15 protein-coding genes are annotated in these 18,146 nt (G+C 37.2%); 11 read left to right on the forward strand and 4 right to left on the reverse strand.

The genetic code is table 11. The features are described 5' to 3' along the window. The first annotated feature begins 17 nt into the window (after positions 1-17). The 5 genes from RTR43_RS21470 to RTR43_RS21490 all read left to right on the forward strand — a co-directional run bounded on the left by RTR43_RS21470 (position 18) and on the right by RTR43_RS21490 (position 5,259). Positions 18-1,154, forward strand: a complete 1,137-nt coding sequence (locus RTR43_RS21470) for an acyl-CoA dehydrogenase family protein (RefSeq protein ID WP_396954609.1) — start codon at positions 18-20, stop codon at positions 1,152-1,154. Between the two features lie 66 nt (positions 1,155-1,220). After that, positions 1,221-2,789 carry a class I adenylate-forming enzyme family protein gene (locus RTR43_RS21475; RefSeq protein WP_312475104.1) on the forward strand — a complete coding sequence of 523 codons (1,569 nt, stop codon included), beginning with the start codon at positions 1,221-1,223 and terminating at the stop codon, positions 2,787-2,789. A gap of 112 nt (positions 2,790-2,901) precedes the next feature. After that, entirely contained in the window at positions 2,902-4,110 is a 1,209-nt protein-coding gene (locus tag RTR43_RS21480) for a M24 family metallopeptidase (RefSeq protein WP_312475057.1), read from the forward strand. Between the two features lie 101 nt (positions 4,111-4,211). Beyond that, complete coding sequence (locus tag RTR43_RS21485) at positions 4,212-4,799, forward strand: TetR/AcrR family transcriptional regulator (RefSeq protein ID WP_312475059.1); 588 nt, start codon at positions 4,212-4,214, stop codon at positions 4,797-4,799. Positions 4,800-4,875: 76 nt separating this feature from the next. After that, complete coding sequence (locus RTR43_RS21490; RefSeq protein ID WP_312475061.1) at positions 4,876-5,259, forward strand: PaaI family thioesterase; 384 nt, start codon at positions 4,876-4,878, stop codon at positions 5,257-5,259. A gap of 345 nt (positions 5,260-5,604) precedes the next feature. On the opposite strand, the gene RTR43_RS21495 is transcribed toward RTR43_RS21490, so the two are convergent. The 3 genes from RTR43_RS21495 to RTR43_RS21505 are packed head-to-tail and all read right to left on the reverse strand — an operon-like array spanning position 5,605 to position 9,381. Beyond that, positions 5,605-6,771, reverse strand: coding sequence for a Ger(x)C family spore germination protein (locus RTR43_RS21495; protein ID WP_312475063.1), 1,167 nt, complete (start codon positions 6,769-6,771; stop codon positions 5,605-5,607). Next, positions 6,771-8,291: a spore germination protein gene (locus tag RTR43_RS21500; RefSeq protein WP_312475065.1), complete on the reverse strand. Its 1,521-nt coding sequence runs from the start codon at positions 8,289-8,291 to the stop codon at positions 6,771-6,773. The genes RTR43_RS21495 and RTR43_RS21500 overlap by 1 nt, the downstream gene beginning before the upstream one ends. Next, positions 8,281-9,381, reverse strand: coding sequence for a GerAB/ArcD/ProY family transporter (locus RTR43_RS21505; protein WP_312475106.1), 1,101 nt, complete (start codon positions 9,379-9,381; stop codon positions 8,281-8,283). The genes RTR43_RS21500 and RTR43_RS21505 overlap by 11 nt, the downstream gene beginning before the upstream one ends. Positions 9,382-9,591: 210 nt before the next feature. Here RTR43_RS21505 and RTR43_RS21510 point away from each other — a divergent pair, with 210 nt between their 5' ends. The 3 genes from RTR43_RS21510 (at position 9,592) to RTR43_RS21520 (ending at position 13,426) form a co-directional block, all read left to right on the forward strand. Then, complete coding sequence (locus RTR43_RS21510; RefSeq protein WP_312475067.1) at positions 9,592-11,253, forward strand: sensor histidine kinase; 1,662 nt, start codon at positions 9,592-9,594, stop codon at positions 11,251-11,253. Further along, positions 11,250-12,029 carry a LytR/AlgR family response regulator transcription factor gene (locus RTR43_RS21515; RefSeq protein WP_312475069.1) on the forward strand — a complete coding sequence of 260 codons (780 nt, stop codon included), beginning with the start codon at positions 11,250-11,252 and terminating at the stop codon, positions 12,027-12,029. Before RTR43_RS21510 ends, RTR43_RS21515 begins: the two co-directional genes overlap by 4 nt. Before the next feature lie 149 nt (positions 12,030-12,178). Beyond that, the gene (locus tag RTR43_RS21520; RefSeq protein ID WP_312475107.1) at positions 12,179-13,426 is read left to right on the forward strand and encodes an L-lactate MFS transporter; all 1,248 of its coding nucleotides are present in this window, start codon (positions 12,179-12,181) and stop codon (positions 13,424-13,426) included. Positions 13,427-13,514: 88 nt separating this feature from the next. On the opposite strand, the gene RTR43_RS21525 is transcribed toward RTR43_RS21520, so the two are convergent. Further along, a complete protein-coding gene (locus RTR43_RS21525; protein ID WP_312475071.1) occupies positions 13,515-15,467 on the reverse strand; it encodes a GTP-binding protein in 1,953 nt (650 codons plus the stop codon). Positions 15,468-15,706: 239 nt separating this feature from the next. On the opposite strand from RTR43_RS21525, the gene RTR43_RS21530 reads away from it, so the two are divergent. The 3 genes from RTR43_RS21530 (at position 15,707) to RTR43_RS21540 (ending at position 18,100) form a co-directional block, all read left to right on the forward strand. Then, positions 15,707-16,012, forward strand: a complete 306-nt coding sequence (locus RTR43_RS21530; RefSeq protein WP_312475073.1) for a hypothetical protein — start codon at positions 15,707-15,709, stop codon at positions 16,010-16,012. A 162-nt stretch (positions 16,013-16,174) separates the two neighbouring features. Beyond that, positions 16,175-16,306, forward strand: coding sequence for a hypothetical protein (locus RTR43_RS21535; RefSeq protein WP_312475074.1), 132 nt, complete (start codon positions 16,175-16,177; stop codon positions 16,304-16,306). A 447-nt stretch (positions 16,307-16,753) separates the two neighbouring features. Then, positions 16,754-18,100 carry a glycosyltransferase family 2 protein gene (locus RTR43_RS21540; protein WP_312475109.1) on the forward strand — a complete coding sequence of 449 codons (1,347 nt, stop codon included), beginning with the start codon at positions 16,754-16,756 and terminating at the stop codon, positions 18,098-18,100. Positions 18,101-18,146: the final 46 nt, after the last annotated feature.

Raw genomic sequence — 18,146 nt, forward strand, 5'->3', positions numbered from 1 at the left:
AACGGTGGGATATTTTTATGGCCTATTTACAAGAGGAACACCAAATCCTCCGAACTTCTCTAAGGAAGTTTCTAGAGAAGGAAGCATATCCTTATTATGATGAATGGGAAAAAAATCGTATGATCCCACGTGATTTTTGGAGAAAAATGGGGAGCAATGGTTTTCTTTGCCCATATGTTGATGAAAAATATGGAGGCATGAATGCTGACTTTGGATATTCTGTTGTTTTAATAGAAGAGTTAGAAAAGGTTGGTTCTAGTTTAATTGGAGTATCCAATCACAATGATATTGTAGTACCTTATTTAAATACATTTGGAACAGAAGAGCAAAAGTTGAAATGGTTGCCTGGGTGTCTAAGCGGAGACTTAATAACAGCAATTGCAATGACAGAACCTGGGAGCGGATCGGACTTAGCAAATATTAAAACAACAGCTGTAAAAGTTAGAGATCATTATATCATTAATGGAGAAAAAACATTTATTACAAATGGCATACAATCAGATTTGATTCTTGTTGCATGTAAAACGGATCCAAAGGTGAATGATCATAAAGGTATAAGTCTAATATTAGTAGAGCGTGATGCAGTTGGCTTTAAGAGAGGGAAAAAACTAGATAAAGTTGGTCTTCATAGCCAAGATACTGCAGAACTAATTTTTGAGGATGCTAAAGTTCCAGTTTCAAACCTATTAGGTGAAGAAGGAAAAGGATTTTATTATTTAATGGAAAAACTTCAGCAAGAACGTCTAGTTGTTGCCATTGCAGCACAAGTAGCAGCTGAAAAAATGTTAGAGTTGACTATTAAATATACGAAAGAAAGAACTGCTTTTGGAAAACCTATCAGTAAGTTTCAAAATACTCAATTTAAGATTGCGGAAATGGCAACGGAAATCGAAATAGGACGAAACTTCATAAATAATTTAGTTGAAAATCATATAAATAAGAGAGAAATTGTAAAACAGGTATCTATGGCGAAATGGTGGAATACCGAAATGGCCAAACGAGTAGCTTCACAATGCATGCAATTATTTGGTGGTTACGGGTATATGGAAGAATATGAAATTGCTAGAAGGTATAGAGATATACCGGTGGCAGCAATCTATGCTGGGACTAACGAGATTATGAAACTAATTAATGCTAAGAAAATGGAATTATAATGAAATATAGGTTCTTTAACGTACGAAAATAAATCCTAGATCTTAAAGGAGTGATTATTCGTGTTAATGAGTAACATAATTGAAAATGTTGTCATGGAATACCCTGATAAGATAGCTACAGTATATAAAGGTATTGAAAGGACATATAAGCAATTTTATGAAAGATCAAGAAAAATCGCTTATGGATTACAACAATTAAATTCTTACAAGGGTGATCGAATAGCCATTCTCTTAAGTAATCGACCGGAATACTTTGAACTTTATTTTGGAATTTTCGCTTTTGGCGGGATTGCTGTACCATTAAACACAAGACTTTCTGCAGAAGAATTAAAGTATATTATCGTTCATTCGGGAGCAAATACAGTCGTTTATGAGGATTTGTATAAGGAAAAAATCTCCACTATTCAAAGTGAAATAAAAGGAGTTAAAAATTATATAAATATTGGAGAAAAGGATAATTTAAGTTTAAACCTTGAAGATATCATTAGTTCTGCAAAAGATGATGTTGTTGAAAGTGAAGTAGAAGAAAATGACGTAGCCTTTCTATGCTATACAAGCGGTACAACGGGAAATCCAAAAGGAGCTATGATTACACACAAAAATATGACATCAATGTGTGGTTATCAACTAATAGAGCTACCCCGTTATAGGTACTATGTAGGAATGTGTTTATTCCCTTTTTTCCATATTGGGGTAATGATGGGCCTTAATAAAATAGCTTTAGGTATGACTTGTGTCTTCTCAGACTTTTCCGTAGCAGAGGTAGCAGAATTAATTGAAAAACATAAAATTAATGATTTGGATATTACTGCTACACAATTGAAAATCTTTTCGAACCATCCACTAATTAAAAACTATGATTTTACTAGTTTAAAAACAGTATCAACAGGTGGTGGATTTTCATCAGATTCCACGATGACTAAATTCTTTTCAATGTTCCCAAAAGAACATGGAGTTGTCGTAGCTAATATATACGGTATGACAGAAAATACCGCACATGTCATGAGTAATGTAATTAGTCAGAGCACTTTAGAAAGAGAAATAGAAAAATTAGACTTATTACCTAATATTAAAGCATCTGGTATGAGTGCAGGTAAACCGATATATGGTATGTTAGTGAAACTTGTTGATAAATATGGAAACCAAGTTCCTGACAATCAAGTTGGGGAGATACTTGTTAAAGGAGATACTGTTCTAAAGGGGTATTGGCAAGAGCCTGAAAAGACAAACGAGGCCGTTATTGATGGATGGTACTACACTGGTGATCTGGCTATTCGATTGAAAAGCGGAGATTATTTTGTAGTAGATAGAAAAAAAGATATGGTCCTTACTGGAGATGAAAATGTTTATGCAGCTGAAATTGAAAATATATTATCTACCCATCCATTCGTAAAAGAGGTAGCAATTATTGGTGTTCCTCATGAATTATATGGAGAAATAGTTACAGCAATCGTCGTTCCAAATGATAAGAGTAATGTTAATGAAGAAGAGCTTAGAGATTATTGCAGGGGAAAGATAGGCGGATATAAAATACCTAAATTTGTCTATTTTGTTGAACAATTACCTCGAAATGCTGCTGGTAAAATAATGAAACATAAACTAAAAGAAAATATGAATAAAATTTCCACATTATAAGATTGCAGAGGAAATTTATAACTTTAGAAAGAAAAAAAGATGTAAAATTATAGATATAGATAAATATGGTGATTATGCTACTCTTTTATTTATTTTTTCTGGAGGGAAAATAGTGTTTGAAAGAATGACCGAAGCTGTTGACAATGTTGATAGTGAATTTACCAAAAGAATTAAGAAGCTGCAAGGACGGCTGCAAAATGAAAATATTGATGGCGCCATTTTTTTTCAACAGGAAGAAATCTATTATTATTCAGGTACTGGAGTAAATAGTGTACTCATAGTACCAAGTGATCAAGATCCAATTTTATTAGTAAGAATTAACTTAGAACACGGAAAGAAAGACAGCTATATATCAGATGTGAGACCATCAATGGGGATCGGAAGTATTATAGAAACGTTAAAAGAAGTATACGAAGAAAGAAAAATAGTATTAGGGCTTTCTTTTGATGTCATAAATATTAATTTATTTCATAATTTGCAAAGAAAAATACCAAATGCTTTATTCGTTGATGTTCAACCTTTAGTATGGTCGCAAAGAATGATTAAATCAGATTTTGAAATTTCACAAATTAAAATGGCAGCTGATATATCTAGTAAAGGGTTTGATCATGCTCTATCAATATTACACAAAGGGATGACAGAAATACAACTTCAAAAGTCAATTGAAGAAGTGACATTTTCATATGGTGATGAAGGTAATATGATCCAGCGAGGGTCAAATAATAGATTAAGCTTTGGGGTTGTAGTATCAGGTGAAAATACAAGTATTATTTCAGGTAATTGGATGACAATGACGGGGTTAGGCAGGAGTGCCATTAGGCCCTATGGAGCAGGAAACCGCCAAATTTCAAATGGTGATTTGATCGTTATTGACAAAGGTACCATTTATCAAGGTTATCATGCAGATGAAGCCCGTTCCTTTGTGCTTGGAAAGGCTAATGATAGACTTCAGAATTTACAAAAGAAATTAATTGAAGTACTTGATTCTACCATTGACCTGATACGTCCAGGAGCGCTGGTTTCAGATATTTACCAGAAGGCAGAATCAACAGCAACTTCAAGTGGATATAAAGAAGAATTTATGGGATTAGGGCAATATGGATTTAAATATGTTGGTCATGGTATAGGTTTAGAAATCGATGAGCCGCCTTTAATCTCCGCTTTTAATCATACAATACTTGAACAAGGTATGGTACTCGCTATCGAGCCTAAATTTATTTTTCCTAACGAGTTTGGTTTAACGATGGAAGAATCCGTGCTAGTTACTGAATCAGGATATGAGATATTAACGAAATTCTCCCGCGACAGATTTGAGGTATAAATTACTCACTCGATTTATCTTTATTAGAATTTTATGAATATAAAATCGCTCAACTATTTCTCTTTAATAAGTTAAATAATTTCAAGAAGGCAGTGATCATTATGGCATCATTTCGAGAGGAAAGAGCAACTCAAAAAAAACTAGATATATTAAGGACAGCAGCAAATTTATTTAACAAAAAAGGGTACCATGAAACAACAATTGAAGACATTTCTAATGAGCTTAGAATGACAAAAGGCGCTATTTATTATTATGTAAGTAGCAAGGAAGATTTATTATTCCAATGCCATGATTTGGTAGCGTCAGAGTGTATTGAAGAACTTCAGGTGATTGTTGAAAGTAACGATCATCCTTCGAAAAAGTTAAAGAATGCAATTAAATCATTAGTTTTATTTATTATTGAAGAAAATGCTGTGTTTAGTGTTATTAATAGAACCAATATGCTATCACCTGATACTCGTAAAGCGGTACTAGAACAACGCGATAAGTATGAAAAACTTTTCCAATCAATTATTGAAGAGGGTGTTCAAAAAGGAGTTTTTGAAACAAATAATGTTAAATTAGCAAGGTTATTAATTTTGGGAGCAGTTAATTATATGCCTTATTGGATAAAACCTCGTGATAATCAATCAAATGATGAGATCGCTGATTTTTTCTCATGTAGCTTGCTTAAATCAGTAATCAAATAATCTATTATACATTTAGATAAAAATGTTTTTAAGACATTTATGGTTAAAATATATGATTAGTTGGGGGGGTGGGTTCTTGTTTATTAAACAAGCTTTTGATGATTTTCTAAATTTAGAGTATACAAGAATAGATATCAACCAAATAAAAGTTTCAATGCCTGTAGTCCCCTTGTATTTAAATAGCTTAGGTGTTGTTCACGGTGGAATTATAGCAACTTTAGCCGATGTTGCTCTTGGAAATTTATTGCCGATCACTAATAAAGAAGGTATTCAAGAGGTTGTTACTCTTGATATAAATATAACTTACCTCGAACCTGCTACTGGAGAGTACTTAATAGCAGTAGCTTCTCCTGAAAGAATAGGGAGAACAATTATTCACGGGGAATGTAAAATATATGATGACAAAAACAATATTGTAGCAAAATCTTCTGCAATATTAAAAAAGACACTAAATAAATAGTTTTTAAGGGTGTATAAGCATAAGAACCAGCAACTAATCTTGTGGCTTTATCATCCTATTGAACGTTCAGTTGAAGGTTCTTATTTACCTATTTCCCTTAGGCTGATCATGCGAATTATTAGCGAATTAAGGTGGTAACACGAGATATACCTCGTCCTTAGGCAATCATTTTGACTAAGGGCGAGGTTTTTATATTTAAGGAGGTAGAAATATGACCATTTATATCGGAGGAGCAGGGAATCAGTGAAAATCTATATTCCTTAATCATCGGAAAGGATAATCGACTATCTAAGTCTAGGCTCAAAGGCCTGAAGATTAAAATGAATCAAAAGGTAATGACAGTTGTTAATCTAGGGTAGGCTCTTCCCGTTGTTTAGCTCCATTAACCAATTTCACTTTTATATCCAGTTTAATGGAATCTTTCGATAACGGAATTTTTCCATTATGTTCTGCCTGTTTCCAGGCTTTTACGTTTTTCCTATAAAGAACCTCTGATAGTCGATACACATCTGCGTCGATGTTAAGTCCCTTTGAATAAGTTTCCATAACTTCTTTTTTTATTTCCTTTTCTGTTTCTGTTGCTAACCTAGCAAGCTTCACTTTTTCCACAAGGACATAAATTACAGCTTTAGCTTTAATCTGTACATTAAAATGAATGTTCGAATTTTTTTCGACGGGGAGTATTCTTACCTTTAACTTTTCAATCACTAGATTAACTTTTGGCCCTTCTTTACTTTTTACCTCTAGCACGTCTCGAACAAAATCTTTACTCATCCACCTAAAACCTATAGCGTCATGGTTTGTTATTTCTCCCTTAAGAGCAACAGATGTTGTAACAGCAATCCCATCTATTTTAATGGCATCATGTCCCCCCTTATCTGTTTCCCATGTATTTTTAGAAAGGCTTATGGAAGGCATAACTACCTCATGTCCAGGCTCGTCTATCGCGATAAGCAGTTCTCTCATATCGATTGGTCGAATAAACGAACTTTGATGAAATGAGGCTTGCGGATCACTTAGCCTTGATAGGGCGGGAGACATATCAAGAATTGGAGTAGTAACGAATACTTTTGAAAGTGGTTCCTTTGTTGCATAAATCCAAATGCGATAGCGCGTCTCCCGATAGCGATCCAAGAAATCAATCGTTGCTTTGACCCCCACTTGCTTTAGCGCATTTTCTGTGAAAACAACATAGGAAAGATGTCCCCAGAAAATGCGTCTTTGCGAACTTTTATAGAGGTTGAAAATTGCTTTATCCAACGTTTTTGCCGAGGCATGGCCGACTTCAACATTTACTTGAGGTCCTCCGGCTCCGCTGGACTCAGATTTTGCCATCAATCGTAAATTTATTATTTGTAAATAAACGGTATAATGACCATCCTTATAATCCACTCCCATCCCTTGAGCATATACCATTCGCTCGGATTCATTTGAATCCCAGCAGCCTGCGATTGGGATTCCAGCCAGCACGATCAATGTAAGAAATAAGTGTTTTATCAGTTTTCTCCTCATTAGGATTCCCCTTCTTTTCGGGCAGAATCGGTAGGGTTCAGAGAGTTTGCTCTACTGACTTTTTTGGAATCGGGTATACGAAAAACAGATTTTAAGATATTCATCATATCAATTCGGGTGGCTAAGTCTAAATAAGGGACCCCAAAAATCCGAATTTTAGCAATGTAAATTAAAATAATAAAGATTGAGATAAAAAAACCAAAAAAACCCAAAAGAGATACACAAAAAATGACAAAAAATCGTATTATCGAAACTGTTCCGATTAACCACTGGTTTACCAGTGTAAAAGTAGCAATAGTCGAGCCTGAAATGGCAACAAGCATGGCAGGATTTGTTAAACCTGCTCTTATTGCCGCATCTCCGATAATAAGTCCACCTATTACGCTGATTGATTGTCCTACTGCAGTTGGCAAGCGCAGGCCAGCTTCCCGAAATAATTCAAATATAACCAACATTAATAAGGCTTCAAGAGCTGTGGGCAGAGGAACTCCTCTTCTCGATTCTACAATTGTTGCTAAAAGCGTTAGCGGAAGCTGATTCTGATGGAAAGAAGAGATTGCAACCCAGAAACCCGGAAGGAAAGTGGCTATAAGAATTCCGACAAGTCTCATTAATCTCTCAAAGGAGTTATAAGCATAGTTCTGCTCTTTATCCTCGCTACTCTTTAACAGAAAGAACAGGTTTACCGGTGTAATGTAAGCATAAGCAATCCCATCGATTAAAATAATGATTCTGCCATTAAGGAGAGATTGAACGGCAAAGTCCGGCCGTCCCGTATAGGCATGACGCGGAAAGAAACCAAATGGGTTTTTATCTATTAATTCTTCTAATTGTGTACCGCTGAAGAGTCCATCAATATCAATAGCAGACAACTTTTCCATGATGCTTTGTAAAATTTCCTTATCAGTAATATCGTCTATATAAAGAACAGAAACTTTCGTTCTGGTTCGCTTGCCAATTTCAAGCGATTTACTGGCAAGCGAGGTTGTTCGAAGGCGTTTTCGAATTAATGCGATGTTGATTGAAATGTCTTCGATAAAATTGTCACGTGGACCTAAGATACTAATTTCTGTTTTTGTTTCTTCAGGGTTTCGCTGTGGCCGTTCTGAAATGTCCACCAGAAAAAGGCTTCCCGGTATATTAAAATTCAACAACAATTTTCCGGAAAAAATCTCTGAAACTGCTTCATCTTCATTTTCTACCAATTTTAGAGAAGGGAGGCGAAGGAGTTCGAGAATCTTTTCCTTGCTAGGTTCTATTTGTAATTGCGAAAAAAAAGCATCAAGACGTTCGGGAACCGTTTGATAAAGCATTTCATTTCTAACTAACCCTTGACAGTAAGTTAGCATCACCTTGTGCTGATTAAATGTAAAAGGCTCAAATTTTACATCTTCGTTTTTTTTGAATAACTCCCGAAGAGTTTGTTCGTTAAGGGATTTTGTGGCTGTTGAAATATCCTTTTTATCAGGACTTTTGGTTATAGTCAGAGTGGTTTTCTTGTGTTTTTTTTTAAACATCATTGTTCGGCCTCCAAATTTTTCTTTCAAAGAACGCTACCAATAGACCGAGGAAGACTGATAAGCCTAAGAAGAACCAAACTGTAAATGGTAAAATGATTGCAGTTAAAAATCCCATGAATTGAAAATCAGTGATTGGCAGTAATGTTATAGCAGTAATTGCAGCTAATATAAATAACAGATACCATTTTTGTTTTTGTTTAAATGGAAGGTATTCCTTTATTAACAGCAAAAGTAATGAAATTCGGATAAATGCACCTGATAGCCATTGGTAGATGGATAAAAAGTCGACGTGTTCAATAAAATTTCCCAGAGAGGCCAGCCCCCATTCCTCGTATGGAGGAAATCGCTGTCTTGATGCTTCAACGGGTCCAAATTCAATCACAGCTCCTATAAGAGGACCAACTGTTAACAATGTTAAAATGATTGAAGCTATTACAAAATGACGAAACCGAATGGGTGTTTCAGTTTTGTGTTGAAGAAATAGAAGCAGCATTAATTCAACCATCCCTGAACATTGGTATACAGTACCTTTTAAAACGGGCCGAAACCCATGTTCGAGAAAGGGCATAAGAAGTGAAAAATTCTTGAATTGAATATTTGTAAGCGCCACAAAAAAGCCGAGAACAATAATAAAAAATAAAAGGAAAATATTAACGATACTCAAGGTACGCAGATTCGTCCCTGCCAGCATCCAACAAACCAAAGCAAAACAAGCTGCCATCAAAAAAATAGGGGTCTTCGGCAGGAAAGTAATATTGACCCAAGTAATTGTCTCCCTTAATGTCACCCCTGCTAAAATGGTAAGATAAAGGATAATAATGAAAAAAATGATGTTGCCTATCCCTTTTCCAGTATATTTTTGCATCCATGTATTCAAGTGCTCCTGCTTTGTTTTTTTATGAATAAAAAATAGAAGAGGAATCCAGAGAAGTACCATAAAAAGTGAAACAATCACACTTAACCAAGAATCTCTTCCTACAGTTTGTATCAGTGGTGAAATAATAGTGACATGATTCTTTAAGCCAATTGCAGTCATAGATAATAGGATTAATTGAAATACTGTAATCGAATCTGACTTCTTTATAGTTATCCCCCCCCTAAAAGTATAATAATGGTAATTATTGTTTGTATTTCACTTTTATTTATTCTTGTTATATTTTATTTTTGTAGATTCGAAGAAAAATGGTTTGATCAGCTTTAGTCATATGGAGAACATGGCTATCATCAAAATAATGGAAAAGGTGCCTGACACCATTTTGATTAAGAAACTTTGGTTACATTAAATAGAGAGGATTTTCAGATGAATACTTCATTAGAAATGTTAATACATTTATTCGAACGGGCGGCTTTGCTCTTGATTTGTTTGTTTTTTATGATAAGGGTCCCGAGATTTAAGGAATCGCTTCAAAAAGACCGCCATTCTCTTATAGAACGAGTTGTCATTACGCTTGTGTTTTGCCTATTTGCCATTTTTGGTACCTATTCAGGCATTAAAGTGGAAGGTTCACTTGTGAATGTCAGGATTATCGCCATCGTGTCTGGGGGGATTTTGTTTGGACCCTGGGTGGGAATTATTACAGGCATAGTGTCGGGAGTTCATCGTTATTTGATTGATATTGGAGGAATTACTTCGATACCTTGCCTAATTTCGAGTATTATCGCAGGGATTGTATCGGGATATATTAATCGAAGAGTGAAGCGGTCGTTGCGTTGGATTTATGGAATAGCAGCAGGGATGTTCTGTGAAGTCTTGACCATGCTGCTGATTCTTGCGATGGCAGAACCTTTTGAACTTGGTTTGGACATCGTCTCAAAGATTGCCTTTCCAATGATTGCAGGTGAGGTCAACATTGGCCTGATAGTATTGCTTGTTATGAGTGTTGAAGGTGAAAAAGAAGGGATTGCGGCCAGACAGGCTAAGTTAGCCTTGGATATTGCCAACAAGACATTACCCTATTTTCGTTCTGTTAATTCAGATTCATTAAGAAAGATATGCAGTATTATCAAAAATGATATAAAGGCTGATGCTGTAGCGATCACGGATACTCATAATGTGCTCGCTTATGTTGGGTTTGGCGAAGAGCGATATGTGATTGGCGAGGAAATTATCAGTGATTTGTCAAAAGAGGCAATTCAAAGCGGGAAAATCATCATCCGGAATCAAATTGCCGATCAGAATACACCCCAAATCCACTCCCTTCTCATTATGCCCTTTGAGGAGAGAGGAGAGGTGACAGGAACACTCAAGATCTATTACCGCAAAGCCTATAAGATGACTTATTCACTGCAGACAATGGCCATCGGACTATCGCAAATCATTTCCACGCTGATGGAGATCTCCCGTATCGAACAGATTAAGGAAGCGGCTAATAAGGCAGAGCTGAAGGCGCTCCAAACCACAATAAATCCGCATTTCCTGTTTAATGCACTGAATGCCATTGCGTCCACCACAAGAAAGAATCCAGAAAAGGCTCGCGAGTTAATCATCAATCTTTCTGGCTATATGCGGTACAATTTAGAGGTAAGTGATGAATTAATTGATATACATAAAGAATTGGAGCAGGTTCGAGATTATGTTGAAATAGAGAAGGCACGTTTCGGTAGCCGTCTAAGGGTAGAATACGAAATAGACGAAGTAAATGTAAGAACTCCGAGCCTGCTCATCCAGCCTTTAGTGGAGAATGCCATTATCCATGGCATATTAAAGACAAAGGGCCCAGGAATAGTCACGATTGCAGTGAAGGATTTGGAAGACAGGATTAGAATAAGTGTGAAGGATACAGGGACTGGAATCAGCGAAGAAGTGATTAAAAATTTGCAGCATGACTACGTACCTGCCAAACAAATCGGCTTGTACAACGTTCACCAGCGAGTGAAACTCATCTATGGACAAGGGCTTGTCATTCATCGACTATCACCTGGAACAGAAGTTTCTTTCGATATTGTAAAGGAGAAAATATGAAAGCGATTATTGTTGAAGATGAAATTCCAGCTCGAGAGGAACTGGAGTATTTAATTGAAGCCTACAGTAAAATCGAAGTTACCAATTTCTTTGATGACGGATTAGATGTTTTAAAATATTTGCAAGAGCAGGAAACAGATGCGATTTTTTTGGATATTAACATTCCGTCACTTGATGGAATGCTGTTAGCTAGTACGATTTGTAAATTTACAAAAAAACCTTATATTATCTTTACAACTGCCTATAAAGAACATGCAGTACAGGCTTTTGAACTTGAAGCCTTTGATTATATCTTAAAGCCGTATGATGAGAAGCGAATTGCCGCTATGCTTCGCAAACTGGAAACAGTTTTTCAACGAGATCATGCTGAATCGATGATTCAGGAGATGAAACTAAAATCTAACCCGGTATCGCCGTTACCTGAAGAGGAAATCAATTCTAGGGTTTCAAGCAGAATTAATTTAAAAAAGAACGATAAAATTATCGTGACCGATGTCAATGATATTTATTATGCTTTAGCTAGTGAAAAGGTTACGTTAGTTTATACCGAGCAAGAGGAGTACACCATGCCGATGAGTATATCGGAGTTTTATTCACTACTTCCTCAGGACCTTTTTTTTCGCTGTCACCGTTCTTATACTGTAAACTTGAGCAAGATCCGTGAAATTGTTCCATGGTTTAACCAAACCTATATGCTGCGTCTAAAGGATCTTACAGTGGAAATTCCAGTAAGCCGAAGCAAAGTGATAGAGTTTCGACAAATCATGCGGTTATAACCTCCGTTCATTCCGAATAATATGCATCTCGTTCTGAAAACGATTTCGTCTTTTTTTTCGGTGGTATGATGATGATACATACAAAATCAAATAAGGATTCTGATATTGAAATTCATCATGTATCTACTGGAAGAAAAGAGGAGATTGAAATGAAATCAAGCACAGATCGTCGATGGCTGATTGTGGTGGGGACTATTTTCGCGCAAATGGGATTAGGTACTATCTATACGTGGAGTCTTTTTAACCAGCCGTTAGTAGAACTCTTCGGTTGGAAGTTAAGTTCGGTTGCTTTTACTTTTTCCATTACTAGCTTGGCATTGGCAATATCCACGTTGTTTGCCGGGAAGCTGCAGGATAAATGGGGGCTTCGCCGTCTAATTCGCTGTGCCGGCATTGTGTTGGGAGCAGGATTAATACTCAGTTCCCAGGTTTCATCGTTGTGGATGCTCTACATATTGGCAGGTATTGTGGTTGGGGCAGCAGACGGTACTGCTTACATTACTTCCTTATCTAATTTAATTAAGTGGTTTCCTAATAGAAAAGGACTTATTTCTGGAATCTCTGTTGGTGCCTATGGTACGGGAAGTTTGTTATTCAAATTCATTAACGGTTCACTTATCCAATCAGTTGGCGTTTCTCAAGCTTTTTTATTCTGGGGAATCATGGTCATGGTCATGGTTGTGGGCGGATCATTCCTAGTTCGGGAAGCAAAAATAAGCAATGAGTCGCAAACACTTGATGGAATTCAGCAGAAAGACTTTACAATCAAAGAAATGCTGAAAACGAAGGAAGCCTACTTATTGTTTGTGATCTTTTTCACAGCATGTATGAGCGGTTTATACCTAATTGGGATCGTCAAGGACATTGGTGTTAGTTTGGCACATCTTGATATTGCAGCTGCAAGTAATGCTGTCGCAATCGTTGCCATCTCCAATACATCTGGACGAATTATTCTCGGAGCACTATCAGATAAAGTAGGCCGTTTGAAAGTGGTATCAGGTGCACTTCTTGTAACGGCAGTAGCTGTTACTGTATTAAGTTTTGTTCATCTGAATTTTGGCTTGTTCTACATCTGTGTGGCAGGGATTGCTTTCTGTTTCGGCGGTAATATTACCATATTCCCTGCCATCGTAGCTGATTTCTTTGGTTTGAAAAATCAGAGTAAAAACTACGGAATCATTTATCAAGGCTTCGGACTTGGTGCCATTTCCGGATCATTTATTGCTTCAGCCCTAGGCGGTTTCATACCTACATTCAAGCTTATTGCCGTCTTGAGCATCGTCTCATTACTAATCGCATTGACTACAAAGGCGCCAGGTTATCGACAAGCTAAAACGAAGGAGAAAAACAATCACGAGAAAATTGGCAGTATGACACCGGGCACAAGAGCAAGTTAATCTATTAAGAATATGAAGAAAGGCAACGAACCCTTTACCTTGGTCGTTGGCTTTCTTTTTTCGACTCTTATCCCAGATGGTTAGATACTTATAAACCATGCATTTCCGCTTCCGCATGATCCCACGAAACGGAATAGCCTTGTCCTTTTGCACAGAAAATCGAAGACGAAGTATATTCAGGATCAGCATCTTTATTGTAACTTTTCCTTTCCATTACCTCGGTCTGATTATGACAAGGGTAATAGCCGCCAACTACTAAATTCAAGATGCCTTTCCCTTGGGTAATAGAGGCAAATTCAGAACCATAGTTCATGAAGGTTGCCACCGGTACTTTCCCGGTTAAAATGGCTTTGTTTCCTTCGGTTATCGGCGGGTCGAAGCTGCCGTGTGCCTGCTGAATATCGGTCAGCACTTTACCGATATGATCCAAATCGATCTTGATTTTAAAATCATAAAACGGTTCGAGCAATAAGTTTGTTGCTTTTTCCAGTCCTTGCCGTAACGCTCGGTAAGCGGCCTCTCTAAAGTCGCCCCCGGAGGTGTGTTTAATATGGGCTCGTCCTGTTAGTAACGTGATTTTCACATCGGTAATGGGGGAGCCTGATAGTATCCCATGATGATCCCGCTCAAACAGGTGATTACGGATTACGTTCTGAGTTCCGACTGTCAAGTGATCGGTATGGCAGACACTATCAAAAGTAATGCCACTATTTCTAGCCGTAGGTTCTAATTTCAGATGGACTTCGGCATAATGCCCTAACGGTTCGAAATGGCCGTACCCGATTACCTCAGAACTAATGGTTTCTTTATATAAAATTTCCGGTTCAGCAAATGTGACATCGAAATGAAACCGTTCCTTTACGATAAGTTTTAGCACCTCTAGTTGTATCGTCCCCATGATATGAATATGAATTTCTTGCGTACGTTCTTCCCAGGTTACATTCAGAGCTGGGTCTTCTGCATCTAGGATATTAAAACACCGCAATACCTCTTTTACATTTATTGATGGATCAGCCATCACTTTGGATTGTAACGCCGATTTCATTTCATAATCAGCTTTTTCCTTTATTGTTCCTAAGCCGTCACCAGCGGATGCCGCCGTCAATCCTGTAACGGCAAAGATATCTCCGGCTGAAACTAAATCGACAGCCTTAAATTTAGTACCATTATACATGCGGATTTGAGTGATTTTTTCGAAAATGAGGTTTTCATCACCGCCATAGCTTATTTCATCACGTACTTTTAATGTACCACTTAAGGCTTTAATAAACGTGATTCTCGTGCCTTTTTCATCATAGCGAATCTTATAGACTCTTCCAGCAAAGGGTTCTTCGCTTAGATAATTTGTTGATGTTAACAGCTCTAATTTTTCCAAAAAGCTACTGATTCCAATATCTTGTAAAGCGGAGCCGCTAGCACATGGGGAAATTTGCTTTTCCTGTATCATCTTTTTCATCGTTTCTAGCCAAAGTTCCGGTTGATAGCCAGTTTCCATGTATATTTCCAATAGGGATTCATTGCGTTCCGCCATAAATTCGATCAGTTCTTCATTCATTTTCCCCTTGGTTAACGTTTCAGTCATGTCAAAGACATTAGTGGTTAAATTGGCGCGAATTTCTTCCAAGACCTTAAAGGCATCAGCACCAACCCGATCAGTTTTGTTAATAAAGAAAAACGTCGGCACGTGATGCTTTTGGAGGAGACGCCAGACTGTTTCAGTATGGCCTTCGATTCCTTCCACCGCGCTCAAAATCACTATTGCATAATCCATTACTCTAATCGCTCGCTCCATCTCTGGAGAAAAGTCGACATGTCCTGGGGTATCAATCAAGTAATAATTGGATTCGTTCAATGAAAACATCGCTTGGTCAGCAAATACCGTAATGCCTCTTTGTTTTTCAATTTCATGCGTATCGAGAAAGGTATCCTGATGATCGACACGGCCTCTTTGCCTAATTGCTTTTGTATGGAAAAGCAGCTGTTCCGCCAATGTGGTTTTTCCGGCATCCACATGGGCAAACATCCCAATCGTTTTCTTCATCCTGTCACCTCTAAATGTCCTAAGCAATTCTTAAACCTATTATAACAAAAAGAACCATTTTCAGATGATGAAACAAACGCATGTCATGGAGATAGCTAACAAGCTAATCAAGAATTGATTTGTTGCAAAAATTTCGAATAAATCGTTGTTTGAAATATGGTAAAATTGATAAAAATTAGAATTTATTAATTTATTTTTAAACTGGATATATAAACTAAAGATTTTATGGGGGAAATACATTGGCTAACATCTTTGCAATTATTGTGTTTTTTTTACTTTTTCAATGGGATAAAGGGAAGAAAATCAAAATGAAAGACCTTGTGATTAACGTTATCATCCTTTCGGTATTGATTTTTCTAAGCAATATGATCGGGGACTATCTTAAAAAAAATTGGCATGTATCGATTCCGTTCATTAAACAAGTTCCTGAAAATGTAAAGTTTTGGTTGGGTGGTGCTCTGTTTTTTTGCATTTGCTGTGCTTTCTCTGTGAAGGGCTGGAAACACCAAAATCAACAAAAAAAGGCAAGTATCACTCGCGAATAATAGAACAACTTAATTTGTTTCGGTGCGGTAGAAATTCGTATTTCGGTGCATGGTATTCTCTAAATAGAATAATTGATTGTTAAAGCAAAAGGGTAATAAACCCCATAGTCTGGATATTTCCGATTGGATAGTGCAAGAATAATGACAAAAGGAGTGAAAAAAATGGAGCAAGAAAAGGATTATATTGCGGCAGAACTTTCGCCTCATTTAGTAAGTGAGATTCAAACTCTGGAGGACAAATTAAGCGAAGAATCGCATAAAGAAGTGGTCGTTATAGCTTATGAAAAAGAGTAACTAAGAAACATTTTTTCCGCCTTGCTGACTAGTGGACCAGGTAACATGTCGGGGAAAATCAAATAGATTATTCTTAATCAGAAGAAAGCTGGAATTGAAAAGGTACTTTAATCAAGAAATAGAAAAAGAGTGGTGCATGAATTTCAATGCTTCCACTCTTTTTTTATACCTAAATTGCACTTATGGTTGAATATATTTTTGGTTTTTTTGGAAAAAAGCCAAAAATCCGGATAAATGAGCCATAACTATTGAAAATGAGCCAAAATCACCGAAAAATGAGCCAATCCATTTTTCTAAAAGGAATCTGGTCACCGATGGAATGGAAATACACTACTTCTATTGTGTTATTGTTGGTAATTCCGCAAAAGCAACGGATTAAGCCGATAAATAATATAAAATTAGCTATACTCTATAGCACACAAGAAGGAGGGTTGTCTTCCTTTGAAAATAGAAACTAGAACCCCATCAAGACCTCCATCATTTCCGTTTCAAAGTGGATTTTATCTTCCTGTTTTAGGAAAATTCTGGCTCAGTCACGGACTCGCGCTTACATGGATGGTGTTTTCTATTTATCTTTCAGTCCCTTGGGTAAAGGAATTGGGTGAAGTTGTGACGGTTCCTGTCGCCATTGTTCTCATTTCAGGCATTGCTTATTTACCAGGATATTTAAATGCTTTCATGGTGGTCAGTCTCTTGTTTGATCGACAACCAGCTTTTAAAACGCTTGATCCCAAAGAATCTTTAAGTATATTAATTGCTTGTTGGAATGAAGAGAAGACGATTGCTGGGACCTTACAGCAATTAGCGAAACAAGACTATGAAGGATTGATGCGCATTTATGTCATTGATAATCATTCGACAGACCATACAGCAGAAGTTGCAAAACGGGTAGGAAAAGAATTAGGACTCGATATTCACGTCCTTTTTGAGGAAACGCCTGGAAAACACCATGCCTTAAATAAAGCTCTTTCATTTGTCACTACAAAATATGTCATTACGCTAGATGCCGATACCTTACTTCACCCTCAGGCCGTTCGTCGTTTAGTGGCTCGAATGGAATCAGCACCAAAAGAGGTCTGTGCGGTAGCGGGAGCCGTTCTTGTTCGTAATAGCCGTGAAAACTGGTTAGCCAGACTTCAAGAATGGGATTACTTTTTAGGTATCGCCTCGATTAAACGTCTTCAAGGCTTGTATCAAGGGACGCTTGTCGCACAAGGAGCTTACAGCCTATATTTAACAGATGTTATCAATGAGGTTGGTGGTTGGCCCGATGCCATTGGCGAGGATATAGTCCTAACATGGGCGTTTTTAGAGAAAAACTATAAGGTCTTTTTTGAGCCAACGGCGATTGCCTTTACCGATGTACCAACGAAATTTAGTCACTTCGCCCGCCAACGCAGCCGTTGGGCAAGGGGAATGATTGAAGCGCTAAAACGAGTAAAGCCTTGGGAACAGCCTAGGATTTTCACCCGTTATTTAACAGGCTCGAACCTGGTAATGCCATTCCTGGATTTTGTTTACACATTTGCATGGATCCCAGGACTCATCTTGAGCTTTTTTGGCATCTTCTGGATCGTCGGAGCTCATACTCTACTCGTTTTACCTCTAGCATTGCTCTCCAATTATTTGCTTTATCGATACCAAAAAGGGGTTTTTCGTGAACTAGGATTGCATATTCGAAAAAATCGGATTGGCTTTATCTTTTTTGTCTTGTGCTATCAAATGATTATGTCTCCTGTTTCAGTCTGGGGTTATGTTCAAGAATTCATGCAGCGTCAAAGGGTATGGAAATGAATCTGTTAAGTGGGAAGTCGAAGACTATTTTGGAAAAACCTAAAAA

It is taken from the genome of Neobacillus sp., assembly GCF_031988165.1.
Classification (GTDB): domain Bacteria; phylum Bacillota; class Bacilli; order Bacillales; family Cytobacillaceae; genus Neobacillus; species Neobacillus rhizosphaerae.

Coding starts and splice junctions, on each gene's coding strand:
- RTR43_RS21470 (WP_396954609.1), top strand. CDS start 18: ATGGCCTATTTACAAGAGGAACACCAAATCCTCCGAACTTCTCTAAGG.
- RTR43_RS21475 (WP_312475104.1), top strand. CDS start 1,221: ATGAGTAACATAATTGAAAATGTTGTCATGGAATACCCTGATAAGATA.
- RTR43_RS21485 (WP_312475059.1), top strand. CDS start 4,212: ATGGCATCATTTCGAGAGGAAAGAGCAACTCAAAAAAAACTAGATATA.
- RTR43_RS21495 (WP_312475063.1), bottom strand. CDS start 6,771: ATGAGGAGAAAACTGATAAAACACTTATTTCTTACATTGATCGTGCTG.
- RTR43_RS21500 (WP_312475065.1), bottom strand. CDS start 8,291: ATGATGTTTAAAAAAAAACACAAGAAAACCACTCTGACTATAACCAAA.
- RTR43_RS21510 (WP_312475067.1), top strand. CDS start 9,592: ATGAATACTTCATTAGAAATGTTAATACATTTATTCGAACGGGCGGCT.
- RTR43_RS21515 (WP_312475069.1), top strand. CDS start 11,250: ATGAAAGCGATTATTGTTGAAGATGAAATTCCAGCTCGAGAGGAACTG.
- RTR43_RS21520 (WP_312475107.1), top strand. CDS start 12,179: ATGAAATCAAGCACAGATCGTCGATGGCTGATTGTGGTGGGGACTATT.
- RTR43_RS21525 (WP_312475071.1), bottom strand. CDS start 15,467: ATGAAGAAAACGATTGGGATGTTTGCCCATGTGGATGCCGGAAAAACC.
- RTR43_RS21535 (WP_312475074.1), top strand. CDS start 16,175: ATGGAGCAAGAAAAGGATTATATTGCGGCAGAACTTTCGCCTCATTTA.